The 25,630-nt window shown below is 64.7% G+C and carries 30 protein-coding genes; all 30 read left to right on the top strand.

All coding sequences use genetic code 11. The annotated features are described in order from the left end of the window. The first annotated feature begins 19 nt into the window (after positions 1–19). The 30 genes from rplL (at position 20) to rpsM (ending at position 25,627) form a co-directional block, all read left to right on the top strand. Complete coding sequence (gene rplL / locus ABQJ54_RS06000) at positions 20–391, top strand: 50S ribosomal protein L7/L12 (protein ID WP_367853346.1); 372 nt, start codon at positions 20–22, stop codon at positions 389–391. A gap of 332 nt (positions 392–723) precedes the next feature. Next, positions 724–4,884 carry a DNA-directed RNA polymerase subunit beta gene (gene rpoB / locus ABQJ54_RS05995; RefSeq protein ID WP_367853345.1) on the top strand — a complete coding sequence of 1,387 codons (4,161 nt, stop codon included), beginning with the start codon at positions 724–726 and terminating at the stop codon, positions 4,882–4,884. Positions 4,885–4,984: 100 nt separating this feature from the next. Continuing rightward, complete coding sequence (rpoC, locus tag ABQJ54_RS05990) at positions 4,985–9,199, top strand: DNA-directed RNA polymerase subunit beta' (protein ID WP_367853344.1); 4,215 nt, start codon at positions 4,985–4,987, stop codon at positions 9,197–9,199. A 178-nt stretch (positions 9,200–9,377) separates the two neighbouring features. Beyond that, on the top strand, positions 9,378–9,752 hold the full coding sequence (gene rpsL / locus ABQJ54_RS05985; RefSeq protein ID WP_077481292.1) for a 30S ribosomal protein S12: 375 nt from the start codon (positions 9,378–9,380) through the stop codon (positions 9,750–9,752). Between the two features lie 70 nt (positions 9,753–9,822). Continuing rightward, positions 9,823–10,290: a 30S ribosomal protein S7 gene (gene rpsG, locus ABQJ54_RS05980; protein ID WP_181300965.1), complete on the top strand. Its 468-nt coding sequence runs from the start codon at positions 9,823–9,825 to the stop codon at positions 10,288–10,290. 135 nt (positions 10,291–10,425) lie between these two features. Continuing rightward, positions 10,426–12,555 carry an elongation factor G gene (gene fusA, locus ABQJ54_RS05975; protein WP_367853343.1) on the top strand — a complete coding sequence of 710 codons (2,130 nt, stop codon included), beginning with the start codon at positions 10,426–10,428 and terminating at the stop codon, positions 12,553–12,555. Between the two features lie 118 nt (positions 12,556–12,673). Continuing rightward, complete coding sequence (gene tuf, locus ABQJ54_RS05970) at positions 12,674–13,864, top strand: elongation factor Tu (protein WP_367853342.1); 1,191 nt, start codon at positions 12,674–12,676, stop codon at positions 13,862–13,864. A 438-nt stretch (positions 13,865–14,302) separates the two neighbouring features. Beyond that, a complete protein-coding gene (gene rpsJ / locus ABQJ54_RS05965; protein ID WP_014402136.1) occupies positions 14,303–14,614 on the top strand; it encodes a 30S ribosomal protein S10 in 312 nt (103 codons plus the stop codon). A gap of 20 nt (positions 14,615–14,634) precedes the next feature. Continuing rightward, complete coding sequence (rplC, locus tag ABQJ54_RS05960; RefSeq protein WP_367853341.1) at positions 14,635–15,276, top strand: 50S ribosomal protein L3; 642 nt, start codon at positions 14,635–14,637, stop codon at positions 15,274–15,276. Between the two features lie 11 nt (positions 15,277–15,287). Further along, on the top strand, positions 15,288–15,890 hold the full coding sequence (gene rplD / locus ABQJ54_RS05955; RefSeq protein WP_367853340.1) for a 50S ribosomal protein L4: 603 nt from the start codon (positions 15,288–15,290) through the stop codon (positions 15,888–15,890). Next, entirely contained in the window at positions 15,887–16,180 is a 294-nt protein-coding gene (gene rplW / locus ABQJ54_RS05950) for a 50S ribosomal protein L23 (protein WP_192105768.1), read from the top strand. The genes rplD and rplW overlap by 4 nt, the downstream gene beginning before the upstream one ends. 17 nt (positions 16,181–16,197) lie before the next feature. Then, positions 16,198–17,019 carry a 50S ribosomal protein L2 gene (gene rplB / locus ABQJ54_RS05945; protein ID WP_367845231.1) on the top strand — a complete coding sequence of 274 codons (822 nt, stop codon included), beginning with the start codon at positions 16,198–16,200 and terminating at the stop codon, positions 17,017–17,019. Between the two features lie 12 nt (positions 17,020–17,031). Continuing rightward, the gene (rpsS, locus tag ABQJ54_RS05940) at positions 17,032–17,304 is read left to right on the top strand and encodes a 30S ribosomal protein S19 (protein ID WP_077481308.1); all 273 of its coding nucleotides are present in this window, start codon (positions 17,032–17,034) and stop codon (positions 17,302–17,304) included. Next, a complete protein-coding gene (gene rplV, locus ABQJ54_RS05935) occupies positions 17,304–17,639 on the top strand; it encodes a 50S ribosomal protein L22 (protein ID WP_091340505.1) in 336 nt (111 codons plus the stop codon). Before rpsS ends, rplV begins: the two co-directional genes overlap by 1 nt. Positions 17,640–17,652: 13 nt before the next feature. Continuing rightward, positions 17,653–18,414 (top strand): 30S ribosomal protein S3, encoded by a 762-nt coding sequence (rpsC, locus tag ABQJ54_RS05930; protein ID WP_367853339.1) that lies wholly within the window; start codon positions 17,653–17,655, stop codon positions 18,412–18,414. 11 nt (positions 18,415–18,425) lie between these two features. Continuing rightward, positions 18,426–18,839 (top strand): 50S ribosomal protein L16, encoded by a 414-nt coding sequence (gene rplP / locus ABQJ54_RS05925; RefSeq protein WP_367853338.1) that lies wholly within the window; start codon positions 18,426–18,428, stop codon positions 18,837–18,839. A 1-nt stretch (position 18,840) separates the two neighbouring features. Next, positions 18,841–19,026 carry a 50S ribosomal protein L29 gene (gene rpmC / locus ABQJ54_RS05920; protein ID WP_367853337.1) on the top strand — a complete coding sequence of 62 codons (186 nt, stop codon included), beginning with the start codon at positions 18,841–18,843 and terminating at the stop codon, positions 19,024–19,026. Between the two features lie 12 nt (positions 19,027–19,038). After that, positions 19,039–19,314 (top strand): 30S ribosomal protein S17, encoded by a 276-nt coding sequence (gene rpsQ, locus ABQJ54_RS05915; RefSeq protein WP_367853336.1) that lies wholly within the window; start codon positions 19,039–19,041, stop codon positions 19,312–19,314. A 15-nt stretch (positions 19,315–19,329) separates the two neighbouring features. Continuing rightward, positions 19,330–19,698, top strand: a complete 369-nt coding sequence (gene rplN, locus ABQJ54_RS05910) for a 50S ribosomal protein L14 (protein WP_007513359.1) — start codon at positions 19,330–19,332, stop codon at positions 19,696–19,698. Positions 19,699–19,712: 14 nt separating this feature from the next. Further along, entirely contained in the window at positions 19,713–20,027 is a 315-nt protein-coding gene (gene rplX / locus ABQJ54_RS05905) for a 50S ribosomal protein L24 (protein ID WP_367853335.1), read from the top strand. Between the two features lie 11 nt (positions 20,028–20,038). After that, positions 20,039–20,578: a 50S ribosomal protein L5 gene (gene rplE / locus ABQJ54_RS05900; protein ID WP_192164571.1), complete on the top strand. Its 540-nt coding sequence runs from the start codon at positions 20,039–20,041 to the stop codon at positions 20,576–20,578. A 68-nt stretch (positions 20,579–20,646) separates the two neighbouring features. Next, entirely contained in the window at positions 20,647–20,952 is a 306-nt protein-coding gene (rpsN, locus tag ABQJ54_RS05895) for a 30S ribosomal protein S14 (RefSeq protein WP_367853334.1), read from the top strand. Positions 20,953–21,162: 210 nt separating this feature from the next. Next, positions 21,163–21,558, top strand: coding sequence for a 30S ribosomal protein S8 (gene rpsH, locus ABQJ54_RS05890; protein ID WP_367853333.1), 396 nt, complete (start codon positions 21,163–21,165; stop codon positions 21,556–21,558). Positions 21,559–21,568: 10 nt separating this feature from the next. Next, positions 21,569–22,096, top strand: a complete 528-nt coding sequence (gene rplF / locus ABQJ54_RS05885; protein WP_367853332.1) for a 50S ribosomal protein L6 — start codon at positions 21,569–21,571, stop codon at positions 22,094–22,096. A 102-nt stretch (positions 22,097–22,198) separates the two neighbouring features. Then, the gene (gene rplR, locus ABQJ54_RS05880) at positions 22,199–22,558 is read left to right on the top strand and encodes a 50S ribosomal protein L18 (protein ID WP_367845222.1); all 360 of its coding nucleotides are present in this window, start codon (positions 22,199–22,201) and stop codon (positions 22,556–22,558) included. Positions 22,559–22,668: 110 nt separating this feature from the next. Further along, positions 22,669–23,178 carry a 30S ribosomal protein S5 gene (gene rpsE, locus ABQJ54_RS05875; protein ID WP_367853331.1) on the top strand — a complete coding sequence of 170 codons (510 nt, stop codon included), beginning with the start codon at positions 22,669–22,671 and terminating at the stop codon, positions 23,176–23,178. After that, on the top strand, positions 23,171–23,368 hold the full coding sequence (gene rpmD, locus ABQJ54_RS05870; protein ID WP_181301009.1) for a 50S ribosomal protein L30: 198 nt from the start codon (positions 23,171–23,173) through the stop codon (positions 23,366–23,368). Before rpsE ends, rpmD begins: the two co-directional genes overlap by 8 nt. Further along, positions 23,368–23,805 carry a 50S ribosomal protein L15 gene (rplO, locus tag ABQJ54_RS05865; RefSeq protein WP_367853573.1) on the top strand — a complete coding sequence of 146 codons (438 nt, stop codon included), beginning with the start codon at positions 23,368–23,370 and terminating at the stop codon, positions 23,803–23,805. The genes rpmD and rplO overlap by 1 nt, the downstream gene beginning before the upstream one ends. Positions 23,806–23,810: 5 nt before the next feature. Then, positions 23,811–25,133: a preprotein translocase subunit SecY gene (gene secY, locus ABQJ54_RS05860; protein WP_367853330.1), complete on the top strand. Its 1,323-nt coding sequence runs from the start codon at positions 23,811–23,813 to the stop codon at positions 25,131–25,133. A 137-nt stretch (positions 25,134–25,270) separates the two neighbouring features. Continuing rightward, positions 25,271–25,627, top strand: coding sequence for a 30S ribosomal protein S13 (gene rpsM / locus ABQJ54_RS05855; RefSeq protein ID WP_367853329.1), 357 nt, complete (start codon positions 25,271–25,273; stop codon positions 25,625–25,627). Positions 25,628–25,630: the final 3 nt, after the last annotated feature.

Genomic DNA, 25,630 nt, shown 5'->3' with positions numbered 1-25,630 from the left:
TTTCCAGAGGTAAATCAAAATGTCCCTGACCAACGAACAGATCGTTGAAGCCGTCGCCGCCAAGTCGCTGATGGAAGTGATGGAGCTGGTGAAGGCCATCGAAGAGAAGTTTGGCGTGTCCGCCGCTGCCCCGGTCGCCGTGGCCGCCGCCGGTGGCGCTGCCGCTCCGGCTGCCGAGGCGCAGACCGAGTTCGACGTGATCCTGAAGTCCGCCGGCGACAAGAAGGTCGACGTGATCAAGGCCGTCCGCGCCATCACCGGCCTGGGCCTGAAGGAAGCCAAGGACCTGACCGAGCAGGGCGGCGTCCTGAAGGAAGCCGTGTCGAAGGAAGACGCCGAGAAGTTCAAGAAGGACCTGGAAGCTGCCGGCGCCACGGTCGAACTGAAGTAATCGGCGCCTTGCGCGCCGTCAGTTTGGCTTAGCGTCAAGCAAGCCTGGGGGCGAGAGCCCCCGGGCTTTGCCCGCTTCATGAGTCATGGATGACTCATCGTTCGGCAGGCGCCTTGGCGCCTGCCGAACGGAGCCCGCCTCCGGCGGGCGAATTCCAAAAGGGCAGGAGCCCTTTTGGAACACATCAGGCCCGGATGCTTTGGCTCTAGGCCTCTGAGGTATCGCGGCTGTCGATTCGCCAGGAGTCGACAACCGCGATCCCCCAGATCCAAGCATCCCAATTCAGCCGGTGTGTGCACCACCGGCGTCACTGCGAACCGAGGCGTCAACCCATGACCTACTCGTTTACCGAGAAGAAGCGCATCCGCAAGGATTTCGGCAAGCGGCCCCCCGTGCTGGGCGTGCCCAACCTGCTGACCATCCAGACCGATTCCTACCGGGAATTCCTGCAGGAGCACGTTGCGCCCAAGCAGCGCGATGACAAGGGTCTGCATGCCGCCTTGAAGTCGGTGTTCCCGATCGTGAGCTACTCGGGCAACGCCGCACTGGAGTATGTCGATTACCGCCTCGGCGAGCCGGGCTTCGACGAGCGCGAGTGCCGCAACCGCGGCATGACCTTCGGCGCGCCGCTGCGCGTGACCGTGCGCCTGGTGATCTACGACAAGGACAGCCCGGCCTCGAAGAAGGCCGTGAAGTACGTCAAGGAGCAGGAGGTCTACATGGGCGAGATCCCGCTCATGACCGACACCGGCACCTTCATCATCAATGGCACCGAGCGCGTCATCGTCTCGCAGCTGCACCGTTCGCCGGGCGTGTTCTTCGACCACGACCGCGGCAAGACGCACAGCTCGGGCAAGCTGCTGTTCTCGGCGCGCGTGATTCCCTACCGCGGCTCCTGGCTGGACTTCGAGTTCGACCCGAAGGACGCGCTGTTCACCCGTATCGACCGTCGCCGCAAGCTGCCGGTGACCGTGCTGCTGCGCGCGCTGGGCTACAGCAACGAGGAGATGCTGGCCATCTTCTTCGAGCACAACGTGTTCCACCTGGGCAAGAAGGGCGGCACCACGCTGGAACTGGTCGCCGAGCGCCTGCGCGGCGAGACGCTGTCCTTCGACCTCGCGGTCGGCGGCAAGGTGCTGGTGGAAGCCGGCAAGCGCATCACCGCGCGTCACGTGCGCCAGCTCGCGGCCGAGAACATCACTGCGCTGGAAGTGCCGGACGACTATCCGGTGGGCCGCATCCTGGCCACCGATATCGTCGATGCGAAGACCGGCGAGCTGCTGGCTTCGGCCAATGACGAGATCAGCGCCGAGCAGCTGGAGAACTTCCGCAAGGCCGGCATCGAGACGGTGCCGACGCTGTACGTGAACGACTTGGATCGGGGCGCCTACATCTCGCACACCCTGCGCATCGACAACACCCGCACTCCGCTGGAGGCGCTGGTGGAGATCTACCGCATGATGCGTCCGGGCGAGCCGCCGACGAAGGATGCCGCGCAGAACCTGTTCTTCAACCTGTTCTTCACCTTCGACCGTTACGACCTGTCGGCGGTCGGCCGCATGAAGTTCAATCGCCGCGTGGGTCGCAAGGACATCCTCGGTCCGGGCGTGCTGTACGACCACAAGTATTTCAGCGACCGCAAGGAAGAGGAGTCCCAGCGCCTGGTCAGGGAGCAGGGTGAAACCTCCGACATCCTCGAGGTGCTGAAGGTGCTGATCGAGATCAAGAACGGTCACGGCACCGTGGACGACATCGACCACCTCGGCAACCGCCGCGTGCGTTCGGTGGGCGAGATGACCGAGAACACCTTCCGCATCGGCCTGGTGCGCGTGGAGCGCGCGGTGCGCGAGCGCCTCAGCCTGGCCGAGGCCGATGGCCTCACCCCGCAGGACCTGATCAACGCCAAGCCGGTGGCGGCGGCGGTGAAGGAGTTCTTCGGCTCCTCGCAGCTCAGCCAGTTCATGGACCAGAACAACCCGCTGTCGGAAGTGACGCACAAGCGCCGCGTCTCGGCCCTGGGCCCGGGCGGCCTGACCCGCGAGCGCGCCGGCTTCGAAGTGCGCGACGTGCATCCGACCCATTACGGCCGCGTCTGCACCATCGAGACGCCGGAAGGTCCGAACATCGGCCTGATCAACTCGCTCGCCGTGTACGCGCGCACCAACCAGTACGGCTTCCTCGAGACGCCGTACCGCAAGGTGGCGAACAGCAAGGTCACCGACAAGGTGGATTACCTGTCGGCGATCGAGGAAGGCGACCACGTGATCGCGCAGGCGAACTCGCCGCTGGACAAGCACGGCGCGTTCGTCGAAGAGTTCGTGTCCTGCCGTTTCCGCGGCGAGTCCGAGCTGCGTCCGGCCGCCGAAGTCGACTACATGGACGTCTCGCCCATGCAGACCGTGTCGGTCGCGGCGGCGCTGGTGCCGTTCCTGGAGCACGACGACGCGAACCGCGCGCTGATGGGCGCGAACATGCAGCGCCAGGCCGTGCCGACCCTGCGTTCGCAGACCCCGCTGGTGGGCACCGGCATCGAGCGCGCCGTGGCGCGCGACTCCGGCGTCACCGTCAGTGCCAAGCGCGGCGGCGTGATCGACCAGGTCGATGCCGGCCGCATCGTGGTGCGCGTGCACGAGGGCGAGGTGGGCGAGAACGACGCCGGCGTCGACATCTACACGCTGACCAAGTACACCCGCTCCAACCAGAACACCAACCTCAACCAGCGTCCGCTGGTGAACGTGGGTGACGTGGTGGCGAAGGGCGACACGCTGGCCGACGGTTCGTCGACCGACCTGGGCGAGCTCGCGCTCGGCCAGAACATGCTGATCGCCTTCATGCCGTGGAACGGCTACAACTTCGAAGACTCGATCCTGCTCTCCGAGCGCGTCGTGCAGGAAGACCGCTACACCTCGATCCACATCGAGGAGCTGGCCTGCGTCGCGCGCGACACCAAGCTGGGCGCCGAGGAAATCACCGCCGACATCCCCAACGTGGGCGAGCAGGCGCTGGCGCGCCTCGACGAGAGCGGCATCGTCTACATCGGCGCCGAGGTGAAGGCGGGCGACATCCTGGTCGGCAAGGTCACGCCGAAGGGCGAGAGCCAGCTGACGCCGGAAGAGAAGCTGCTGCGCGCGATCTTCGGCGAGAAGGCGTCCGACGTGAAGGACAGCTCGCTGCGCGTGCCGCCGGGCATGGACGGCACCGTCATCGACGTGCAGGTGTTCACCCGCGACGGCATCGAGAAGGACAAGCGTGCCAAGCAGATCGAGGAAACCGAGGTCAAGCGCATCCGCAAGGACTTCGACGACCAGTTCCGCATCCTCGAAGGCGCGATCTACAACCGCATGCGCGCCCAGCTGGTCGGCCAGAGTGCGATGAGCGGCCCGGGCGGCCTGAAGCGCGGCGCCGAGATCACCGACGCCTACCTCGACGGCCTGAAGAAGGACGACTGGTTCAAGATCAACGTCAAGGACGAAGCCGTCACCGAGTTCCTCGAGCGCGCGTCCGAACAGGTCAAGCGCCACAAGGAAGAGTTCGACAAACGCTTCAAGGAGAAGCAGGGCAAGATCACCCAGGGCGACGATCTCGCTCCGGGCGTGCTGAAGATGGTCAAGGTGTTCCTGGCCGTGAAGCGCCGCATCCAGCCGGGCGACAAGATGGCCGGCCGTCACGGCAACAAGGGCGTGGTTTCCAACGTGGTGCCGGTCGAGGACATGCCGCACATGGCCGACGGTACGGCGGTGGACATCTGCCTGAACCCGCTGGGCGTGCCGAGCCGTATGAACATCGGCCAGATCCTGGAAGTGCACCTGGGCTGGGCGGCCAAGGGCCTGGGCAGGAAGATCCAGCAGATGCTGGAGGCGCAGGCCAAGGTCAAGCAGATCCGCGAGTTCCTCGACCAGATCTACAACCACCACGTCGCCGGCGCCGTGCAGCACGTGGACCTGAAGTCGTTGACCGACGACGAGATCCTGGCGCTCGCCAAGAACCTCCAGCAAGGCGTGCCGATGGCCACGCCGGTGTTCGACGGCGCCGAGGAAGCCGAGCTGAAGGCGATGCTGAAGCTGGCGGATCTGCCCGAGTCGGGCCAGACCACGCTGTTCGACGGCCGCACCGGCGAGGCGTTCGATCGCCCGGTCACCGTGGGCTACATGCACTACCTGAAGCTGAACCACCTGGTCGACGACAAGATGCACGCCCGTTCGACCGGCCCGTACTCGCTCGTCACCCAGCAGCCGCTGGGCGGCAAGGCGCAGTTCGGCGGCCAGCGTTTCGGCGAAATGGAAGTCTGGGCGCTGGAAGCCTACGGCGCGGCCTACACCCTGCAGGAAATGCTGACGGTGAAGTCCGACGACGTGCAGGGCCGCAACCAGATGTACAAGAACATCGTCGACGGCAACCACGAGATGGCGGCCGGCATGCCGGAATCCTTCAACGTGCTGGTGAAGGAAATCCGCTCGCTCGGCATCGACATCGACCTGGAAGAGATCAAGTGAATGGTCGGGACCCGGGGTGGAAGCCCCGGGTCCCGGATAAGCCAAGCCCCGGTTATTCCGTGGATCCCGACCATAGAGATAGCTCCAAGCGGAGACTCACATGAAAGACTTGCTCAATCTGTTCAACCAGCAGCGCGCCACGCCCGAGTTCGACTCGATCAAGATCGCGCTGGCCTCGCCGGAGCTGATCCGCTCCTGGTCCTACGGCGAAGTGAAGAAGCCGGAGACGATCAACTACCGCACCTTCAAGCCCGAGCGCGACGGCCTGTTCTGCGCCGCCATCTTCGGCCCGGTGAAGGACTACGAGTGCCTGTGCGGCAAGTACAAGCGCATGAAGCACCGCGGCGTGGTCTGCGAGAAGTGTGGCACCGAGGTCACCCTGGCCAAGGTGCGCCGCGAGCGCATGGGCCACATCGAGCTGGCCAGCCCGACCGCGCACATCTGGTTCCTGAAGTCGCTGCCGTCGCGCATCGGCCTGATGCTGGATATGACCCTGCGCGACATCGAGCGCATCCTGTATTTCGAAGCCTTCGTGGTGATCGATCCGGGTCTGACCGCGCTGGAGCGGGGCCAGCTGCTGAGCGAGGACCAGTACCTCGAGGCCGTCGAAGAGCACGGCGACGAGTTCGACGCGCGCATGGGCGCCGAGGCGGTGTACGAGCTGCTGAAGTCGCTGGATCTTCCTGGCGAAGTCATTCGCCTGAAGGAAGAGATCGGCTCCACCAATTCCGAGACCAAGCTGAAGCGCCTCACCAAGCGCGTGAAGCTGATCGAGGCCTTCGTCGAGTCCGGCAACAAGCCGGAGTGGATGGTGCTGACCGTGCTGCCGGTGCTGCCGCCGGACCTGCGTCCGCTGGTGCCGCTGGACGGCGGCCGCTTCGCGACCTCGGACCTCAACGACCTGTACCGCCGCGTCATCAACCGCAACAATCGCCTGAAGCGCCTGCTCGAACTCAACGCGCCCGACATCATCGTGCGCAACGAAAAGCGCATGCTGCAGGAATCGGTGGACGCGCTGCTCGACAACGGCCGCCGCGGCCGTGCCATCACCGGCACGAACAAGCGCGCGCTGAAGTCGCTGGCCGACATGATCAAGGGCAAGCAGGGCCGCTTCCGCCAGAACCTGCTCGGCAAGCGCGTGGACTACTCCGGCCGTTCGGTGATTACTGTGGGCCCGACGCTGCGTCTGCACCAGTGCGGCCTGCCCAAGAAGATGGCGCTGGAGCTGTTCAAGCCCTTCATCTTCGCCAAGCTGCAGGCCCGCGGCGAAGCCACCACGATCAAGGCCGCCAAGAAGCTCGTCGAGCGCGAGGAAGGCCAGGTGTGGGACATCCTGGAAGAGGTGATCCGCGAGCATCCGGTGCTGCTGAACCGCGCACCGACGCTGCACCGCCTCGGCATCCAGGCGTTCGAGCCGATCCTGATCGAAGGCAAGGCGATCCAGCTGCATCCGCTGGTGTGTACCGCGTTCAACGCGGACTTCGACGGTGACCAGATGGCGGTGCACGTGCCGCTGTCGATCGAGGCGCAGCTGGAAGCGCGCGCCCTGATGATGTCGACCAACAACATCCTGTCGCCCGCCAACGGCGAGCCGATCATCGTGCCGACCCAGGACGTGGTGCTGGGCCTGTACTACATGACCCGTGAGCTGGTGAACGCGAAGGGTACCGGCATGGTGTTCTCGAGCATCAGCGAGGTGCGCCGCGCCTATGACAACCGTGCGGTCGAGCTGCACGCCAAGGTCAAGGTGCGCCTGAAGCAGGTGCGCCTGGGCGAGAACGGCGAGCGTCACAGCGAGCTTGCACTGGTCGAGACCACCGTGGGTCGCGCGCTGCTCGCCGAGATCCTGCCCGAGGGCCTGCCGTTCCAGCTCGCCAACACCGAGCTGACCAAGAAGGCGATCTCGCGGCTGATCAACGCCAGCTACCGCCGCCTGGGCCTGAAGGAGACGGTGATCTTCGCCGACAAGCTGATGTACACCGGCTACCGTTTCGCGACGCGCGCCGGCATCTCCATCGGCATCGACGACATGAAGATCCCGGCCGAGAAGAAGGCGATCCTCGAGGAAGCCGAGAAGGAAGTCGTCGAGATCCAGCAGCAGTACCAGTCGGGCCTGGTCACCGCCGGCGAGCGCTACAACAAGGTGGTCGACATCTGGTCGCGCACCAACGAGCTGGTGGCCAAGGCGATGATCGACGGCATCGGCACCGAGACGGTGACCGACAGCGCGGGCAAGCAGGTCGCCCAGAAGTCGATGAACTCGCTGTACATCATGGCCGACTCCGGCGCCCGTGGTTCGGTGGCGCAGATCCGCCAGCTGGCCGGCATGCGCGGCCTGATGGCGCGTCCGGACGGCTCGATCATCGAAACCCCGATCAAGGCCAACTTCCGCGAAGGCCTGAACGTGCTGCAGTACTTCAACTCCACCCACGGTGCCCGCAAGGGCCTGGCGGACACGGCGCTGAAGACCGCGAACTCCGGTTACCTCACCCGTCGCCTGGTCGACGTGGCGCAGGACGTGGTGGTCACCATGGACGACTGCGGTACCGAGGAAGGCCTGATCATGCAGCCGATCGTGGAAGGCGGCGACGTGGTCGAGCCGCTGCGCGAGCGCGTGCTGGGCCGCGTGGTGGTCGAGGACGTCTACGCCCCCGGCAACGACGACCAGCCCATCGTCGAACGCGACACCCTGCTCAACGAAGCACTGGTCGAGAAGCTGGACAAGGCCGGTGTGCAGTCGATCAAGGTGCGTTCGCCGATCACCTGCGCCGCCAGCCATGGCGTGTGCAAGCTGTGCTACGGCCGCGACCTGGCCCGTGGCCACCTGGTCAACATGGGCGAGGCCGTGGGCGTGGTTGCCGCGCAGTCGATCGGCGAGCCCGGCACCCAGCTGACCATGCGTACCTTCCACATCGGCGGCGCGGCTTCGCGTGCGGCTGCGGTGGACAACGTGACGGTGAAGACCACCGGCACGCTGAAGTTCAACAACATCAAGACCGTGCAGCACGCGCAGGGCCATCTGGTGGCCGTGTCGCGTTCGGGCGAAGTGTCGGTGCTCGACACTAGCGGCCGCGAGCGCGAGCGCTACAAGGTGCCCTACGGCGCCACCATCACGGTGAAGGACGGTGCCTCGGTCAAGGCTGGCCAGGCCGTGGCCAACTGGGATCCGCACACCCATCCGATCGTCTCGGAAGTGGCCGGTACGGTGCGCTTCATCGACTTCATCGATGGCGTCACCGTGCAGAGCCAGACCGACGAACTGACCGGCCTGGAATCCGCGGTGGTGACCGATCCGAAGCGCCGTGGCACGGCCGCCAAGGACCTGCGCCCGATCGTGCGCCTGGAAGACGCCAAGGGCCGTGAGCTGAAGCTGCCGGGCACCGACGTGCCGGCGCAGTACATGCTGCCGGCCGGCGCCATCGTGTCGATCCAGAACGGTGCCGCGGTGGGCGTGGGCGACGTGGTGGCACGTATCCCGCAGGACGCCTCCAAGACCCGCGACATCACCGGCGGTCTGCCCCGCGTGGCCGACCTGTTCGAGGCGCGCAAGCCGAAGGAGCCGGCGATCCTGGCCGAGCGTTCGGGCGTGATCAGTTTCGGCAAGGACACCAAGGGCAAGCAGCGCCTGATCATCAAGGACGCCGACGGCAACGAGCACGAAGAGCTGATTCCGAAGTGGCGCCAGGTCATCGTGTTCGAAGGCGAGCACGTGGAGAAGGGCGAGACGGTGGTGGACGGCGAGCCCAGCCCGCACGACATCCTGCGCCTGCTCGGCGTGGAGCCGCTGGCCGGTTACCTGGTCAAGGAGATCCAGGACGTCTACCGTCTGCAGGGCGTGAAGATCAACGACAAGCACATCGAAGCGATCATTCGCCAGATGCTGCGCAAGGTCGAGATCACCGAACCGGGCGACAGCCACTATCTGCGTGGCGAGCAGGTGGAGCGCGTGCGTATCAACGCCGAGAACGAGCGTGCGGAAAGCAAGGGCGAGCGTCCGGCCGAGTACCAGTCGGTGCTGCTGGGCATCACCAAGGCCTCGCTGGCCACCGAGTCCTTCATCTCGGCGGCCTCGTTCCAGGAGACCACCCGCGTCCTCACCGAGGCGGCGGTCCGCGGCACGCGCGATACCTTGCGGGGCCTGAAGGAAAATGTTATCGTCGGCCGTCTGATTCCCGCGGGTACCGGCTTGGCGTATCACGCCTCGCGTCGCAGTCAGGGTGGCCTGACCGCCTCGGAGTTGCAGACGCTCTCCGGTACCGCTTCCGCCGTCTCGTTCGCCGAGGCGCCGGCCGGCAGTGAAAGTGGTGTCGAGTAAACCCGTTCCGGGTCCTGCTCGCTAGACATACGAAATGAGGTGCATGGATGCACCTCGTGTTCGGGTCATGGAAGGCGGGACATTGGCTTGTCTGTGACAGGCCGTCCGTGTTATATTCCCGCTTCTTGGCAGACCGAGCTTGTTCGGGCTGCCTTTATGTTTTCAGAAAAGGCTACGCATGGCGACTATCAACCAGTTGGTGCGCAAATCCCGCAGCCCGAAGAGCTACAAGAGCGATTCGCCTGCCCTGCAGAACAGCCCGCAGCGTCGCGGCGTCTGCACGCGCGTTTACACGACCACCCCGAAAAAGCCGAACTCGGCCCTGCGCAAGGTTGCCAAGGTGCGCCTGACCAACGGCTACGAGGTGATCAGCTACATCGGTGGCGAAGGCCACAACCTGCAGGAGCACTCGGTGGTGTTGATCCGCGGCGGCCGCGTCAAGGACCTGCCGGGCGTGCGCTACCACACGGTGCGCGGCAGCCTCGACTGCGCCGGCGTCACCAAGCGTCGCCAGTCGCGTTCGAAGTACGGCGCCAAGCGCCCGAAGGCCTGACATTGAGGAGTGCGGCCAGGATGGTCGCTTTTCTTGGGGGCATGGATGCCTATTCAAAGAGACAATAACTATGTCGCGTAAAGGTTCCCATCCCGCCCGTCTGGTGCTGCCCGATCCGAAGCACGGCAGCCAGCTGATCGCCCGTTTCATCAACATGGTGATGAAGAGCGGCAAGAAGTCGGTGGCCGAGAGCATCGTCTACGGCGCGCTGGAGCATCTGGGCGAGAAGCACGCCGAGCCGGTGGCTCTGGTCGAGAAGGCGCTGAACAATGTCGCGCCGGCGGTCGAGGTGAAGTCCCGTCGTGTCGGCGGCGCCACCTACCAGGTGCCGGTGGAAGTACGTCCGGGTCGCCGTATGGCGCTGGCCATGCGCTGGGTGATCGAGGCGGCGCGCAAGCGCGGCGAGACCTCGATGCCGCGCAAGCTGGCTGCCGAGCTGCAGGAGGCTTCCGAAAGCCGCGGTGGTGCCGCCAAGAAGCGCGAGGAAACCCATCGCATGGCGGAAGCCAACAAGGCCTTCTCGCACTATCGCTGGTAATCAGCGGCATGTGCCGTGCCGCCCTTGATGGGCGGCACTGAATCAACCGGCATTCCTGCCGGATTTTTTCATGACCAGTGCGGCCCGGATGGCCGCCATTGCCCATTCGGGGATGGATCTCCGTCGGATACGACTATGGCACGCACCACTCCCATCGAGCGCTATCGCAACTTCGGCATCATGGCCCACATCGATGCCGGCAAGACCACGACCACGGAGCGCATCCTGTTCTACACCGGTGTCTCGCACAAGATCGGCGAGGTGCACGACGGTGCGGCCACGATGGACTGGATGGAGCAGGAGCAGGAGCGCGGCATCACCATCACTTCCGCCGCCACCACGGCGTTCTGGAAGGGCATGGATGGTTCGATGGAGCAGCACCGCTTCAACATCATCGACACCCCCGGGCACGTCGACTTCACCATCGAGGTGGAGCGTTCGCTGCGCGTGCTCGACGGCGCGGTGTTTGTGCTGTGCGCGGTCGGCGGCGTGCAGCCGCAGTCCGAGACCGTGTGGCGCCAGGCCAACAAGTACAAGGTGCCGCGCCTCGCGTTCGTCAACAAGATGGACCGCACCGGCGCCAACTTCGACAAGGTGGTCGGCCAGCTGAAGTCGCGCCTGGGCGCACACCCGGTACCGATGGTGGTGCCGATCGGCGCCGAGGACAACTTCGAAGGCGTGGTCGACCTGCTCAAGATGAAGGCGATCGTGTGGGACATGGCGTCCCAGGGCATGAAGTTCGAGTACGCTGACATCCCGGCGAACCTCAAGGACAAGGCGGATGAAGCGCACAGCTTCATGGTCGAGTCCGCCGCCGAGGCCAGCGAAGAGCTGATGAACAAGTACCTCGAGGAGGGTTCCCTCAACGAGGACGAGATCATCGCGGGCCTGCGCCAGCGCACCCTGTCCAGCGAGATCATTCCGGTCTACTGCGGCACCGCCTTCAAGAACAAGGGCGTGCAGGCGATGCTGGACGCGGTGGTGCACCTGCTGCCGTCGCCGGTGGATCGTCCGCCGGTGACCGGCATGGACGAGAACGACCACGAGGCGACCCGCAAGGCGGACGACGCCGCGCCGTTCTCCGCGCTCGCGTTCAAGATCATGACCGATCCGTTCGTCGGTTCGCTGACCTTCTTCCGTGTCTACTCGGGCGTGCTGAATGCCGGCGATGCCGTCTACAACCCGGTGAAGTCGAAGAAGGAGCGCATCGGCCGCATCCTGCAGATGCACGCGAACGATCGCCACGAACTGAAGGAAGTCCGCGCCGGCGACATCGCCGCGGCGGTCGGCCTGAAGGACGTGACGACCGGCGACACGCTGTGCGCGCAGGATCACGTGATCACCCTGGAGCGGATGACGTTCCCGGAGCCGGTGATCTCGATGGCGGTGGAGCCGAAGACCAAGTCCGACCAGGAAAAGATGGGCATCGCGCTGGGCCGCCTGGCCGCCGAGGATCCCTCCTTCCGCGTGCGTACCGACGAGGAATCCGGCCAGACCATCATCTCGGGCATGGGCGAGCTGCACCTCGACATCATCGTCGACCGCATGAAGCGCGAGTTCAACGTCGAGGCCAACGTCGGCAAGCCGCAGGTGGCTTACCGCGAGACGATCCGCAGCAGAGACGTGAAGTCCGACTACAAGCACGCCAAGCAGTCCGGCGGCAAGGGCCAGTACGGCCACGTGGTGATCGAGATGTCGCCGATCAGCGACGCCGACCGCGCCGACGAGAAGCTGTCCGCGGCGATCAAGGACGACTTCCTGTTCATCAACGACATCACCGGCGGCGTGATCCCGAAGGAGTTCATTCCCTCGGTCGAGAAGGGCTTGCGTGAAACCATCACCAGCGGCCCGCTGGCGGGCTTCCCGGTGGTGGGCGTCAAGGTGAAGCTGGTGTTCGGCTCCTACCACGACGTCGACTCGTCCGAAATGGCGTTCAAGCTGGCCGCTTCGATGGCGTTCAAGCAGGGCTTCGCGAAGGCCTCGCCGGTGCTGCTCGAGCCGATCATGAAGGTCGAGGTGGTGACGCCGGAGGACTACGTGGGCGATGTGATGGGCGACATGAGCCGTCGTCGCGGCATCCTGCGCGGCCAGGAAGACACGCCGTCGGGCAAGACCATCGACGCGTTCGTCCCGCTGGGCGAGATGTTCGGCTACGCCACGACCATCCGTTCGCTGACGCAGGGTCGCGCCACCTTCACGATGGAGTTCGACCACTACGCCGAGGCGCCGAACAACATCGCCGAGCAGGTAGTCAAGAAGGCCTGATTTTTGCGGTCGTTTGCGACCGCAAAAATCAAAAAACAGTGCGGCCCATGGGTCGCGTAGATCAAACGACGCGGCAATCGCCGCACTGACGAAAAGTTCTATCTAGAGGTCTCAAGTCATGGCAAAGGGCAAGTTCGAGCGCACCAAGCCCCACGTGAACGTGGGTACGATCGGTCACGTGGACCACGGCAAGACGACGCTGACGGCGGCGCTGACGAAGGTCGGTGCGGAACGGTTTGGCGGCGAATTCAAGGCCTACGACGCGATCGACGCGGCGCCGGAAGAGAAGGCGCGCGGCATCACGATCTCGACGGCGCACGTGGAATACGAGTCGCCGGTGCGCCACTACGCGCACGTGGACTGCCCGGGCCATGCGGACTACGTGAAGAACATGATCACGGGTGCGGCGCAGATGGACGGTGCGATCCTGGTGTGCTCGGCCGCGGACGGCCCGATGCCGCAGACGCGCGAGCACATCCTGCTGTCGCGCCAGGTGGGCGTGCCGTACATCGTGGTGTTCCTGAACAAGGCGGACATGGTGGACGACGCCGAGCTGCTGGAGCTCGTCGAGATGGAAGTGCGCGAGCTGCTGTCGAAGTACGACTTCCCGGGCGACGACACGCCGATCATCAAGGGTTCGGCGCTGAAGGCGCTGGAAGGTGACCAGAGCGAAATCGGCGTGCCGGCGATCATCCAGCTGGTGGATGCGCTGGACAGCTACATTCCGGAGCCGGTGCGCGAGATCGACCGTCCGTTCCTGATGCCGGTCGAGGACGTGTTCTCGATCTCGGGTCGCGGCACGGTGGTGACCGGTCGCGTGGAGCGCGGCATCGTCAAGGTCGGCGAGGAAATCGAGGTGGTGGGCATCCGCCCGACGCAGAAGACGACCGTGACGGGTGTGGAAATGTTCCGCAAGCTGCTGGACCAGGGCCAGGCGGGCGACAACGTGGGTCTGCTGCTGCGCGGCCTGAAGCGCGACGACGTGGAGCGTGGCCAGGTGCTGGCGAAGCCGGGCTCGATCACCCCGCACACGGACTTCGAGGCCGAGGTGTACGTGCTGTCGAAGGAAGAGGGCGGCCGTCACACCCCGTTCTTCAAGGGCTACCGTCCGCAGTTCTACTTCCGCACCACGGACGTGACCGGCGCGGTGCAGCTGCCGGAAGGCGTGGAGATGGTGATGCCGGGTGACAACGTGAAGATGGTGGTGAGCCTGATCCACCCGATCGCGATGGACGAAGGCCTGCGTTTCGCGATCCGCGAAGGCGGCCGCACCGTCGGCGCCGGCGTCGTCGCCAAGGTCATCAAGTAAGTACCGTTATCCCGGCAGCTTGCTGTCGGGATAACTTCCGCCGTTGATCCGACCCGTTGGGTCGGATAACGCCGGGGGAAGAGGGCGGATCACGTCGATCTCGACCCCCTTCACTAAGTGCAGATTTACCGTTATACTTTGCAGCTCACTTGCCGGACGAATGAATTTCGACTGGCTCACAGCGAAATGAGGCGCAGGAAGTGCTTCGAGTTCGCCGGCCGTGGACGGCCATCGCATTCGGCGTGGTTCCGGGTTGATCCCGTTGCAACGCCACTGCGCAGCAGGATTTGCGCCAGGCGAGCCCGTATGTGCTCGCTTGGCGTTTTTCAGGTCGGGATTGTGCCCTGGCGCGGTTCCGATGGTTCCAGAGAGCAGTGCGATGCGGTGAGAAGCCGCCTCGTTGCACATTCAAGTTCTTTTGATAACAGGACACGGTTTATGGCGAACCAGAAGATTCGCATCCGCCTCAAGGCGTTCGATCATCGTCTGATCGACCGTTCGGCCAGCGAGATCGTCGAGACGGCCAAGCGCACGGGCGCCACAGTGCTCGGCCCGATCCCGCTCCCGACCAAGATCGAGCGTTACACCATTCTGGTGTCGCCGCACGTCGACAAGGATGCACGCGACCAGTACGAGACCCGTACGCACAAGCGCGTGCTCGACATCGTCGACCCCAACGACAAGACCGTGGACGCGCTCATGAAGCTTGATCTCGCCGCTGGCGTCGATGTTCAGATCAAGCTCGGTTGAGCGATAGACAGGATACGAACATGAGTATCGGACTGGTAGGCCGCAAGTGCGGCATGAGCCGGCTCTTCACTGAAGACGGACGCTCGATTCCGGTGACGCTGATTGAAGCGACCCCGAACCGCGTCACCCAGCTGAAGACGGAAGACAACGATGGCTACAGCGCGGTGCAGGTCGCGGCGGGCGTGAAGCGCGCCAGCCTGCTGACGGCGCCGCTGAAGGGCCATTACGCCAAGGCCAAGGTCGAGCCGGGCCGCGGTCTGTGGGAGTTCCGCGTGTCCGCCGAGGATCTCGGCAAGTACAGCGTGGGCGCCGAGATCAAGGCCGAGGAAGTGTTCTCGGTCGGCCAGGTCGTCGACGTCGCCGGCGTCTCGAAGGGCAAGGGCTTCCAGGGCACCATCAAGCGCCACAACTTCAAGATGGGCGATGCGACGCACGGCAACTCGCTGTCGCACCGCGCGCCGGGTTCGATCGGCCAGCGCCAGACGCCGGGTCGCGTGTTCCCGGGCAAGAAGATGTCGGGCCACATGGGTGCGGTGAACCGCACGCAGCAGGGTCTGGAAGTGGTCAAGGTCGACGCCGAGCGTCACCTGATCGCGGTGAAGGGCGCTGTCCCCGGTGCGACCGGTGGCGACGTCGTCATCCGTCCGACCACCAAGGGTTGAGGAGAGACGCCATGGAACTGAATGTCATTGGCGCCAAGCCGCTCAGCGTGTCGGACGAAGTGTTCGGCGGCGAGTTCAAGCAGGCCCTGGTCCATCAGGTGGTGGTTGCGTACCAGGCCGGCGGTCGCGCCGGTACCAAGGCGCAGCTGTCGCGCGGTGAGCTGTCGGGCACCACCAAGAAGTTCAAGAAGCAGAAGGGCGGCGGCGCCCGTCACGGCGACTACCGCGCCCCGATCTTCGTGGGCGGCGGCGTGACCTTCGCCGCGAAGCCGCGCAGCTTCGAGCAGAAGGTCAATCGCAAGGCGTATCGCGTGGCGATCCGCTCGATCCTGGCCGAGCTGAACCGCCAGGGCCGCCTGAAGGTGGTCGAAGGCTTCGGCGTCGACCAGCCCAAGACCAAGGCGATGGTCGCCAAGCTCAAGGAGCTCGAGGTGTCCGGTCGCGTACTGCTGGTCTCCGAGGATGCCAACGAGGCGCTGTACCTGGCCGCGCGCAACATCCCCTACCTGCACGTGCTGGACGTGATGGCGCTGAACCCGGTCAGCCTGGTCGGTTCCGACCACGTGGTGATGACGGTCGACGCCGTGAAGAAGATCGAGGAGTGGCTGGCATGAGCAACGAACGCATTCTCGACACGCTGCGCGCGCCGCACATTTCCGAGAAGTCGGCTCGCGTCAGCGAGCACAACCAGTACGTATTCGTGGTTGCCCCCGAGGCGACCAAGGCCGATGTCCGCGAGGCGGTGGAGAAGATGTTCGACGTCAAGGTCGAGCAGGTGAACCTCGTCAACAGCAAGGGCAAGGTCAAGTCCTTCCGTTTCCGCGCTGGCAGCCGCCAGGGCAAGCGCAAGGCCTACGTCCGCCTCGCCGATGGCCAGACCATCGACGTGTCGGCCAAGGCCTGAGCCAGGAGTTCCTCGAGATGGCACTAATCAATCACAAGCCAACCTCGCCGGGTCGTCGTGACGCCGTCAGCGTCCGCACCGAGGGGCTGCACAAGGGCGCGCCGTACGCGCCGCTGACCGAAAGCCAGTCGAAGACGGGTGGTCGCAACCATTTCGGTCGCATCACCACGCGTCATCGCGGCGGCGGTCACAAGCAGGCTTACCGCATCATCGATTTCAAGCGCGACAAGGAAGGTATTGCCGCCAAGGTCGAGCGCATCGAATACGATCCGAACCGCACCGCGCATATCGCGCTGCTGTGCTACGCCGACGGCGAGCGCCGCTACATCATCGCGCCGAAGGGCGTGCAGGTGGGCGACCGCCTGCTGTCCGGCCACGACGCGCCGATCAAGGCCGGCAACTGCCTGCAACTGCGCAGCATCCCGGTGGGTTCCACCATCCACTGCATCGAGATGAAGCCCGGCAAGGGCGCGCAGATCGCCCGTTCCGCCGGTGCCTCGGTGCAGCTGGTGGCCCGCGAGTCCGGCTACGCCACGCTGCGCCTGCGCTCCGGTGAAATGCGCCGCGTGCCGGTCGAGTGCCGCGCCACCATCGGCGAAGTCGGCAACGGCGAGCACAGCCTGAAGAAGCTCGGCAAGGCCGGCGCCAAGCGCTGGCTGGGCATCCGTCCGACCGTCCGCGGCGTGGTGATGAACCCGGTCGACCATCCGCACGGCGGTGGTGAAGGCCGTACCTCCGGCGGCCGTCATCCGGTCAGCCCGTGGGGCACGCCGACCAAGGGTTACAAGACCCGCAACAACAAGCGCACGCAGCAGTTCATCGTGCGTCGTCGCAAGTAACAGGAACCCGACATGCCACGCTCTCTGAAGAAAGGTCCGTTTGTCGACCTTCACCTCGCCAAGAAGGTGGAAGCCGCGGTTTCCGCCAACAACAAGCGTCCGATCAAGACCTGGTCGCGCCGCTCGATGATCCTGCCCGAAATGGTGGGCCTGACCATCGCCATCCACAACGGCCGCCAGCACGTGCCGGTGCTCGTCAACGAGAACATGGTCGGGCACAAGCTCGGCGAGTTCGCGGTGACCCGCACCTTCAAGGGCCACGTCGGCGACAAGAAGGGCAAGTGATGAGCACCGAAGCCAAAGCGATCCTGCGCAGCGCCCGCATCTCGGCGCAGAAGGCACGCCTGGTGGCAGACCTGGTCCGCGGCATGCCCGTGGGCCGGGCCAGCGACGTGCTCCAGTTCACCAACAAGAAGGCCGCACACCTTGTCCGCAAGGTGCTGCTGTCGGCCGTCGCCAACGCCGAGAACAACCTCGGCGCCGATGTCGACGAGCTGAAGGTCGCGCGCATCTTCGTGGACGAAGGTCCGGCGATGAAGCGCATGTATGCCCGGGCCAAAGGCCGCGGTTCCCGCATCCTGAAGCGCACCAGCCACATCACCGTGGTCGTTGGCGAGTAAGAGGAAGAAGACGATGGGTCACAAAGTTCATCCCACCGGCATCCGCCTCGGCATCGCCAGGGACTGGAACGCCAAGTGGTACGCCAACAAGGGCGACTACGCGAAGTATCTCGTGGCTGACATCAAGGTCCGCGAGATGCTGAAGAAGAAGCTGGCTGCCGCCGGCATCTCGAAGATCCAGATCGAGCGCCCGGCCAAGACCGCGCGCGTGACGATCCACACCGCCCGCCCGGGCGTGGTGATCGGCAAGAAGGGCGAGGACATCGAGAAGCTGCGCAAGGAAGTCAGCGACCTGATGGGCGTTCCGACGCACATCAACGTCAACGAAGTGCGCAAGCCCGAGCTGGACGCCCAGCTGGTGGCCGAATCGATCGCGCAGCAGCTCGAGCGCCGCATCATGTTCCGTCGCGCGATGAAGCGCTCGGTGGGCAATGCGATGCGCCTGGGCGCGCTGGGCATCAAGATCAACGTGTCCGGCCGCCTGAACGGTGCCGAGATCGCCCGTTCCGAATGGGCCCGCGAAGGTCGCGTGCCGCTGCATACCCTGCGTGCGGACATCGACTACGGCACCGCCGAGGCCAAGACGCAGTACGGCATCATCGGCATCAAGGTGTGGGTCTACAAGGGCGAGATCTTCGACGTGGCCCAGATCGGCCAGGAACCGAAGGACGAGTCCCCGGCGCCGTCGCGCCGCGAGGGTGGCGAAGGCCGTCGTGACCGCGAGTCGCGCCGTGATCGTGATGGCGAAGGCCGTCGCGAGCGTACGGCGAAGTAAGGAGAGTTGCCATGTTGCAACCCAAGCGAACCAAATACCGCAAGCAGTTCAAGGGCCGCAATGACGGTCTGGCTCAGTGCGCCAACCTCGTCAGCTTCGGCGAGTTCGGCCTGAAGGCGACCACCCATGGTGCGCTCACCGCGCGCCAGATCGAGGCCGGTCGTCGTTGCATCACCCGCTTCGTGAAGCGCGGCGGCAAGCTGTGGATCCGCGTGTTCCCGGACAAGCCGATCACCAAGAAGCCGATCGAAGTGCGCATGGGCGCCGGCAAGGGCGGCGTGGAATTCTGGGTCGCCCCGATCCAGCCCGGCCGCATGCTCTATGAAATCGAGGGCATCGACGAGGCTTCGGCACGCGAGGCGTTCCGCCTGGCCGCCGCCAAGCTCTCGGTGCAGACCCAGTTCGTGACCCGGGCGGTGATGTGATATGGCCATCAAAGATCTGACCACTAAGTCGGCCGAAGAGCTCAATCAGCACCTGCTGGACCTGCGCAAGGAACAGTTCAATCTGCGCATGCAGAAGGGTGTCGGCCAGCTCAGCCAGCCGCATCAGCTGCGCCGCGTCCGGCGCGACATCGCCCGCACGAAATTCGTGCTCGGCGGCAAGAAGTAAGGGACCGCCGATATGAGTGACAACCAGAACACCGCTGTCAAGAGCGGGGCGCGCACCCTCGAAGGTCGCGTCATCAGCAACAAGATGGACAAGACGGTCACCGTCCTGATCGAGCGCCAGGTGCAGCACGGCCTGCTGGGCAAGATCGTGCGCCGATCGACCAAGCTGCACGCGCAGGACGACCTCGGCGCGAACGAGGGCGACCTCGTGCGCATCGCCGAGTGCCGCCCGCTGTCCAAGACCAAGCATCACCGCGTGGTCGAAATCGTCACCCGCGCGGCCGTCTAAGAGGAGGGTGCAGACATGATCCAGATGCAAAGCACGCTCTCCGCGGCGGACAACAGCGGTGCCAAGGAACTGATGTGCATCAAGGTGCTCGGCGGTTCCAAGCGCCGTTACGCCGCGATCGGTGACGTGATCAAGGTCACCGTGAAGGATGCCATTCCCCGCGGCAAGGTGAAGAAGGGCGAGGTGTACAACGCCGTGGTGGTTCGCACCGCCAAGGGTGTGCGCCGTCCCGATGGCTCGCTGATCCGTTTCGACGGTAATGCAGCGGTGCTCCTCAACAACAAGCTCGAGCCGATCGGCACCCGTATCTTCGGGCCGGTCACCCGCGAGCTGCGCAGCGAGAAGTTCATGAAGATCGTCTCGCTCGCGCCCGAAGTGCTCTGAGCGGAGTCAAGAACATGAACCGTATCCGCAAAGGTGATCAGGTCCTCGTGATCGCCGGCAAGAACAAGGGCCAGCGCGGCGAAGTGCTGCGCGTTGCAGACGACCGCGTGTACGTCTCCAACGTGAACCTGGTCAAGCGCCACACCAAGCCGAATCCGCAGGCCAACCAGGCCGGCGGCATCGTCGAGCGTGAGGCCTCGATCCATCTCTCCAATGTGCAGCTGTTCAACCCCGCCACGAACAAGGGTGAACGCGTTGGCACCAAGACGCTCGTTGATGGGCGCAAGGTCCGCGTGTTCCGTTCGAATGGCGAGGTCGTGGACGCGTAAGGAATACTGACATGACGCGCCTTGAGACGTTTTACAAAGAGCAGGTAGTGCCGAAGCTCACCGAGAAGTTCGGCTACCAGAACGTGATGCAGGTTCCCCGCATCACCAAGATCACGCTGAACATGGGCGTGGGCGAAGCCGCGGGCAACAAGAAGATCCTCGAGAATGCCGTGGCCGACATGGCGAAGATCTCGGGTCAGAAGCCGATCACGACCAAGGCGCGCGTTTCCGTGGCCTCGTTCAAGATCCGCGACGGCTGGCCGATCGGTTGCAAGGTCACCTTGCGCCGCGCCCAGATGTTCGAATTCCTGGATCGCCTGATCAACATTTCGCTGCCCCGTACCCGCGACTTCCGCGGCGTGTCGGGCCGCGCCTTCGACGGCCGTGGCAATTTCAACTTCGGCGTGAAGGAACAGATCATCTTCCCGGAAATCGACTTCGACGCCGTCGATGCGATGCGCGGCATGGACATCGCGATCACCACGACCGCGAAGACCGATGCCGAAGCCAAGGCGCTGCTGGAAGCCTTCAGCTTTCCGTTTAGGAACTAAACGATCATCCGTGATCGAGAGAAAACCGGTCATCCATGGCCGGACTCTTCAAAAGAGAGCATTTATTCATGGCAAAGACCTCGATGGTCAACCGCGACATCAAGCGGACCAAGCTCGTCAAGAAGTACGCCGCCAAGCGCGCCGAACTGAAGGCGATCGTGCTGAGCGCCACCGCCTCCTACGAGGAGAAGATGGACGCGCAGGGTAAGCTGCAGAAGCTGCCGCGCGACGCCAGCCCGATCCGCCAGCGTACCCGTTGCGCGCTGACCGGTCGTCCGCGCGCCGTGTACGCCAAGTTCAACCTTGGCCGCAACAAGCTGCGCGAAGCCACCATGCGTGGCGACGTGCCGGGCCTGCGCAAGGCCAGCTGGTAACAGATCCACCGTCCCGGCCTGCTTGCGGGCCAGGTCACCCGGCGGCGCCTTGGCGCCGTCTACGTTGCGTTTTCGCAACGGTATTCGCCAAACACCGGCAAAGCTGATACAGTTGTCGGTCTGCGCAAGGCAGGCCGGCTTCCCGTCGGCATCACAACTTGGTTGATTTCCGGTTTTATCGGATATCGGTGCACTCTGAAGGATGTTTTCATGAGCATGACTGATCCCATCGCCGACATGTTCACGCGTGTCCGCAACGCTCAGCTGATGAGCAAGTCGACGGTACGCATGCCGTCGTCGAAGCTGAAGGTGGCCATCGCCAACCTTCTCAAGAATGAAGGTTACGTTCTCGACGTGCAGACCTCCCAGGAGGAGGGCAAGCCCGTGCTCGAGATCAAGCTGAAGTACTTCGAGGGCCGTCCGGCCATCGAGTCCATTTCCCGCGTCAGCCGCTCCGGCCTGCGCATCTACCGCGGCAAGGACGAACTGCCGAAGGTGCTCGGCGGTCTGGGCATCTCGATCATCTCGACGTCCGCCGGTCTGCTGACCGACGCGCAGGCCCGCGCCAAGGGTCTGGGCGGCGAAGTCATCGGCCAGGTCGCCTAAGGAGCCGACGATGTCACGTGTTGCCAAGAAGACGATCAACCTGCCGAAGGGCGTGGAGCTGAAGGCTGCGGCCGACAGCATTTCCGTGAAGGGCCCGAAGGGCACGCTGGCCATCCACGCGCTGCCAGGCGTGTCGGTCAAGGTGGACGGCGAAGCCGTCAACATCGAACTGGCCGAAGGCGCCGACGACAAGTTCGGCGGTACCGCGCGCGCACTGCTGGCCAACATGGTCAAGGGCGTGTCCGAGGGTTACGAGCGCAAGCTGGAACTGGTCGGCGTGGGTTACCGCGCGTCCATGGCCGGCAAGGCGCTGAATCTGAGCCTGGGCTTCTCGCACCCGGTGGTGTTCGAGGCTCCGGCCGGCATCACCCTGGAAACCCCGACGCAGACGGAAATCCTGATCAAGGGTGCCGACAAGCAGGTGGTGGGCCAGGTTGCCGCCAAGATCCGTGCCTTCCGTGCCCCGGAGCCCTACAAGGGCAAGGGCGTGCGCTATGCCGGCGAGAAGATCACCCTGAAGGAAGCCAAGAAGGCATAAATGCGCTGTCCCTGCGCGAAGAGGCGGCCATCCATGGCTGCACTATTCAAAAAAGCAGGCTAGACAGATCCCGCATTTCGAGCCGATCCGCTTTCGAGGAATATGACGATGAACAAGAACGAATCCCGCCTGCGCCGTGCCAAGTCCACGCGCGCGCACATCCGCAAGCTGGCCGTGGCCCGCCTGTCGGTGCACCGTACCGGTCAGCACCTCTACGCCCAGGTGTTCGACGCCTCCGGCGACAAGGTGGTGGCGGCTGCTTCCACCGTGCAGAAGTCGGTGGCCGAAGGCCTGAAAGGCACCAAGAACCTCGCCGCGGCTGCCGCGGTGGGCAAGGCCGTCGCCGAGCGCGCGCTGGCTGCCGGCGTGGAGTCGGTGGCGTTCGATCGCTCCGGCTTCCGCTACCACGGTCGCATCAAGGCGCTGGCCGACGCGGCTCGCGAAGCCGGCCTGAAGTTCTAAGCAGCAGGGTCGGGATTCCCTGAATTCCGCCTCGCCACAGCAGCACACAACAACAAGCGGCGCAGCCGCAAGCAAAAGTCCCGGATGGTCCGGGCACACGGAATAGAGATATGTCTTCCAACGATCGCGAAAATTCGGACGGCCTGCTCGAGAAGCTGATTGCCGTCAACCGCGTGGCCAAGACCGTCAAGGGTGGCCGCCAGATGAGCTTCACCGCGCTGACCGTGGTCGGCGACGGCGAGGGCAAAGTCGGCTTCGGCTATGGCAAGGCGCGTGAAGTGCCGGTGGCCATCTCCAAGGCCATGGAGCGCGCCCGCCGCAACATGGTCAACATCGACCTGAACAACGGCACCCTGTGGTACGCCATCAAGGCCAACCACGGCGCGGCCCGCGTCTACATGCAGCCGGCCTCCGAAGGTACCGGCGTGATCGCCGGCGGCGCCATGCGCGCCGTGCTGGAAGTGGTCGGCGTGAAGAACGTGCTGGCCAAGGCCGTCGGTTCGCGCAACCCGATCAACCTGGTGCGCGCCACCATCAAGGGCCTGCAGGCGGTGGCTTCGCCGAAGCAGATCGCGGCCAAGCGTGGCAAGACCGTGGACGAGGTGCTGGGCAATGGCTAAGAAGAACGAAACCGCCGGCACCGTGCGCGTGCGCCTGGTGAAGGGCCTGCGCGGCGTGCAGGCGCGGCATCGTCTCAGCGTCAAGGCGCTGGGCCTGAACAAGACCAACGACGTCCGCGAGCTGAAGGACAGCCCGCAGGTGCGTGGCCTGATCAACACGGTCTACTACCTGGTGCAGGTCGAGGAGTAATCATCATGCGTCTCAACGACATCAAGCCCGCCGCCGGTTCGCGCAAGACGCGCCTGCGCGTGGGTCGCGGCATCGGTTCGGGCCTCGGCAAGACGGCCGGTCGCGGTCACAAGGGTCAGCACGCCCGCGCCGGCGGCACCCACAAGTACGGCTTCGAAGGCGGTCAGATGCCGCTGCAGCGTCGCCTGCCCAAGGTCGGCTTCCGCTCCAAGCTGAAGGCCGAGAGCCAGCAGGTGTTCCTGTATCAGCTGGCCAGCCTCAAGGCTGACGTGATCGACGCGATCGTGCTGCATCAGGCTGGCCTGATCGACAGCCGCGCGAAGAAGGTCAAGGTCGTGCTGAAGGGTGAAATCGGTCGTGCGGTGAAGCTGTCGGGTCTGCTGGCCACGGCTGGCGCCAAGGCAGCCATCGAGGCGGCCGGCGGCAGCGTGGAGTAATCACGGTGGCTCAAGCCAAGGGCAACGCACTCGGCAAGCTCGGCAAACTGACCGAACTGCGTCAGCGCATCTTCTTCGTGATCGGTGCGCTGGTGGTGTTCCGTCTCGGTTCGTTCATCCCCGTGCCGGGCGTGAACCCCGACGCGATGACCAACCTGGTCAACGGCAACGGCCTGATGGACATGTTCAACATGTTCTCGGGCGGTGCGCTGGCGCGCTTCTCGGTGTTCGCGCTGGGCGTGATTCCGTACATCTCGGCGTCCATCGTGATCCAGATGATGGGTTCGGTGGTGCCGAGCCTGCAGGCGCTGCGCAAGGAAGGCGAGTCCGGCAAGCGCAAGATGACGATGTACACCCGCATCGGCACCGTGGGCCTGGCATTGTTCCAGTCCTTCGGCATCGCGGTGGCGCTGCAGAAGCAGGTCGCGGCGGGCGGTGCGCCAGTGGTGTACACCCCGGGCTTCGGCTTCGTGCTGGCCTCGGTGGTGGGTCTGACCGCCGGCACCATGTTCCTGATGTGGCTGGGCGAGCAGATGACCGAGCGCGGCATCGGCAACGGCATTTCGCTGCTGATCTTCGCCGGCATCGTGGCCGGTCTGCCGGGCGCGGTGGTGCACACCCTGGGCATGTCCAGCAACGGCGAGCTGTCGGTGCTGATGCTGCTGATCGTGTTCGCGATCGTGCTGGGCGTGACGGCGTTCTGCGTGTTCATGGAGCGCGCGCAGCGGCGGATCACGGTGAACTATGCGCGGCGGTCCGGTGGCCAGCGTGCCTACCAGAACCAGAGTTCGAACCTGCCGCTGAAGATCAACATGTCGGGCGTGATCCCGCCGATCTTCGCGTCCAGCCTGCTGATGTTCCCGGCCACCGCGGTGAGCTGGTTCGGCACCGGCCACCAGGCGCGCTGGCTGCAGGACCTGACCCAGGCGCTGAACCCGGGTGAGCCGTTGTACGACATCGTGTATTCGGTGCTGGTGATCGGTTTCGCGTTCTTCTACACCGCGATCGTGTTCAACGCGGACGAGACGGCGGATAACCTCAAGCGCTCCGGCGCGCTGATTCCGGGCATCCGCCCGGGTCGCGCCACGGCCAGCTACATCGACGGCGTGATGACCCGGTTGACCGGCGTCGGCGCGCTGTACCTGGTGCTGGTCTGCCTGGTGCCGTCGTTCATGCAGAAGTTCTGGCACGTGCCGTTCTATTTCGGTGGCACGTCACTGCTGATCGTGGTGGTCGTGGTGATGGATTTCACGGCGCAGGTGCAGGCGCACCTGGTCAGCCACCAGTACGAGAGTCTGCTCAAGAAGGCCAATCTCCGTCGCAACTAGTGGCTGCTGGTGCGAACGGGGCAGGTCGAAAAACCGGAGGCTGGGCGGCGTTGGGCGCCGCAGGGCTTTCCTGTCAAGGTAATTCAGGTTAATATTGCGCGTTTACCGCGCACGAAACGCATCGGAGAAAGTACATCATGGCGCGCATCGCGGGTGTCAATTTGCCGGTCCAGAAGCATGTCTGGGTTGGCCTGCAGAGCATTTACGGCATCGGCCGCAACCGGGCCAAGAAGGTCTGCGCGGACGCTGGCGTGGTTCCCACCACCCAGATCAAGTCGCTGAGTGAAGGCGAAGTGGAAAAGCTTCGCGCGGAAATCGCCAAGTACGTCGTGGAAGGCGACCTGCGCCGCGAAGTGGGCATGGCGATCAAGCGCCTGATGGATCTGGGCTGCTATCGCGGCCTGCGCCATCGCCGCGGCCTGCCGGTGCGCGGCCAGCGCACGCGTACCAACGCACGCACCCGCAAGGGCCCGCGTCGCGCCATCAAGAAGTAACGG

The organism is Rhodanobacter lycopersici (assembly GCF_040812335.1).
Taxonomy (GTDB): Bacteria; Pseudomonadota; Gammaproteobacteria; order Xanthomonadales; family Rhodanobacteraceae; genus Rhodanobacter_A; species Rhodanobacter_A lycopersici.
Note: the sequence above shows the minus strand (reverse complement) of the source record. Positions and strands in the feature narration are given on the sequence as shown.

Bases quoted from the DNA above. Each gene is read 5' to 3' on its own strand.
- rpoC (WP_367853344.1), top strand. From the start codon at position 4,985: ATGAAAGACTTGCTCAATCTGTTCAACCAGCAGCGCGCCACGCCCGAG.
- tuf (WP_367853342.1), top strand. From the start codon at position 12,674: ATGGCAAAGGGCAAGTTCGAGCGCACCAAGCCCCACGTGAACGTGGGT.
- rpsL (WP_077481292.1), top strand. From the start codon at position 9,378: ATGGCGACTATCAACCAGTTGGTGCGCAAATCCCGCAGCCCGAAGAGC.
- rpoB (WP_367853345.1), top strand. From the start codon at position 724: ATGACCTACTCGTTTACCGAGAAGAAGCGCATCCGCAAGGATTTCGGC.
- rpsC (WP_367853339.1), top strand. From the start codon at position 17,653: ATGGGTCACAAAGTTCATCCCACCGGCATCCGCCTCGGCATCGCCAGG.
- rplD (WP_367853340.1), top strand. From the start codon at position 15,288: ATGGAACTGAATGTCATTGGCGCCAAGCCGCTCAGCGTGTCGGACGAA.
- fusA (WP_367853343.1), top strand. From the start codon at position 10,426: ATGGCACGCACCACTCCCATCGAGCGCTATCGCAACTTCGGCATCATG.
- rpsH (WP_367853333.1), top strand. From the start codon at position 21,163: ATGAGCATGACTGATCCCATCGCCGACATGTTCACGCGTGTCCGCAAC.
- rplL (WP_367853346.1), top strand. From the start codon at position 20: ATGTCCCTGACCAACGAACAGATCGTTGAAGCCGTCGCCGCCAAGTCG.
- rpmC (WP_367853337.1), top strand. From the start codon at position 18,841: ATGGCCATCAAAGATCTGACCACTAAGTCGGCCGAAGAGCTCAATCAG.
- rplF (WP_367853332.1), top strand. From the start codon at position 21,569: ATGTCACGTGTTGCCAAGAAGACGATCAACCTGCCGAAGGGCGTGGAG.
- rplB (WP_367845231.1), top strand. From the start codon at position 16,198: ATGGCACTAATCAATCACAAGCCAACCTCGCCGGGTCGTCGTGACGCC.
- rplE (WP_192164571.1), top strand. From the start codon at position 20,039: ATGACGCGCCTTGAGACGTTTTACAAAGAGCAGGTAGTGCCGAAGCTC.
- rpsS (WP_077481308.1), top strand. From the start codon at position 17,032: ATGCCACGCTCTCTGAAGAAAGGTCCGTTTGTCGACCTTCACCTCGCC.
- rpsG (WP_181300965.1), top strand. From the start codon at position 9,823: ATGTCGCGTAAAGGTTCCCATCCCGCCCGTCTGGTGCTGCCCGATCCG.
- rpsE (WP_367853331.1), top strand. From the start codon at position 22,669: ATGTCTTCCAACGATCGCGAAAATTCGGACGGCCTGCTCGAGAAGCTG.
- rpsQ (WP_367853336.1), top strand. From the start codon at position 19,039: ATGAGTGACAACCAGAACACCGCTGTCAAGAGCGGGGCGCGCACCCTC.
- rplV (WP_091340505.1), top strand. From the start codon at position 17,304: ATGAGCACCGAAGCCAAAGCGATCCTGCGCAGCGCCCGCATCTCGGCG.
- rpsJ (WP_014402136.1), top strand. From the start codon at position 14,303: ATGGCGAACCAGAAGATTCGCATCCGCCTCAAGGCGTTCGATCATCGT.
- rplP (WP_367853338.1), top strand. From the start codon at position 18,426: ATGTTGCAACCCAAGCGAACCAAATACCGCAAGCAGTTCAAGGGCCGC.
- rpsN (WP_367853334.1), top strand. From the start codon at position 20,647: ATGGCAAAGACCTCGATGGTCAACCGCGACATCAAGCGGACCAAGCTC.
- rpmD (WP_181301009.1), top strand. From the start codon at position 23,171: ATGGCTAAGAAGAACGAAACCGCCGGCACCGTGCGCGTGCGCCTGGTG.
- rplR (WP_367845222.1), top strand. From the start codon at position 22,199: ATGACGATGAACAAGAACGAATCCCGCCTGCGCCGTGCCAAGTCCACG.
- rpsM (WP_367853329.1), top strand. From the start codon at position 25,271: ATGGCGCGCATCGCGGGTGTCAATTTGCCGGTCCAGAAGCATGTCTGG.
- rplC (WP_367853341.1), top strand. From the start codon at position 14,635: ATGAGTATCGGACTGGTAGGCCGCAAGTGCGGCATGAGCCGGCTCTTC.
- rplX (WP_367853335.1), top strand. From the start codon at position 19,713: ATGAACCGTATCCGCAAAGGTGATCAGGTCCTCGTGATCGCCGGCAAG.
- rplW (WP_192105768.1), top strand. From the start codon at position 15,887: ATGAGCAACGAACGCATTCTCGACACGCTGCGCGCGCCGCACATTTCC.
- rplN (WP_007513359.1), top strand. From the start codon at position 19,330: ATGATCCAGATGCAAAGCACGCTCTCCGCGGCGGACAACAGCGGTGCC.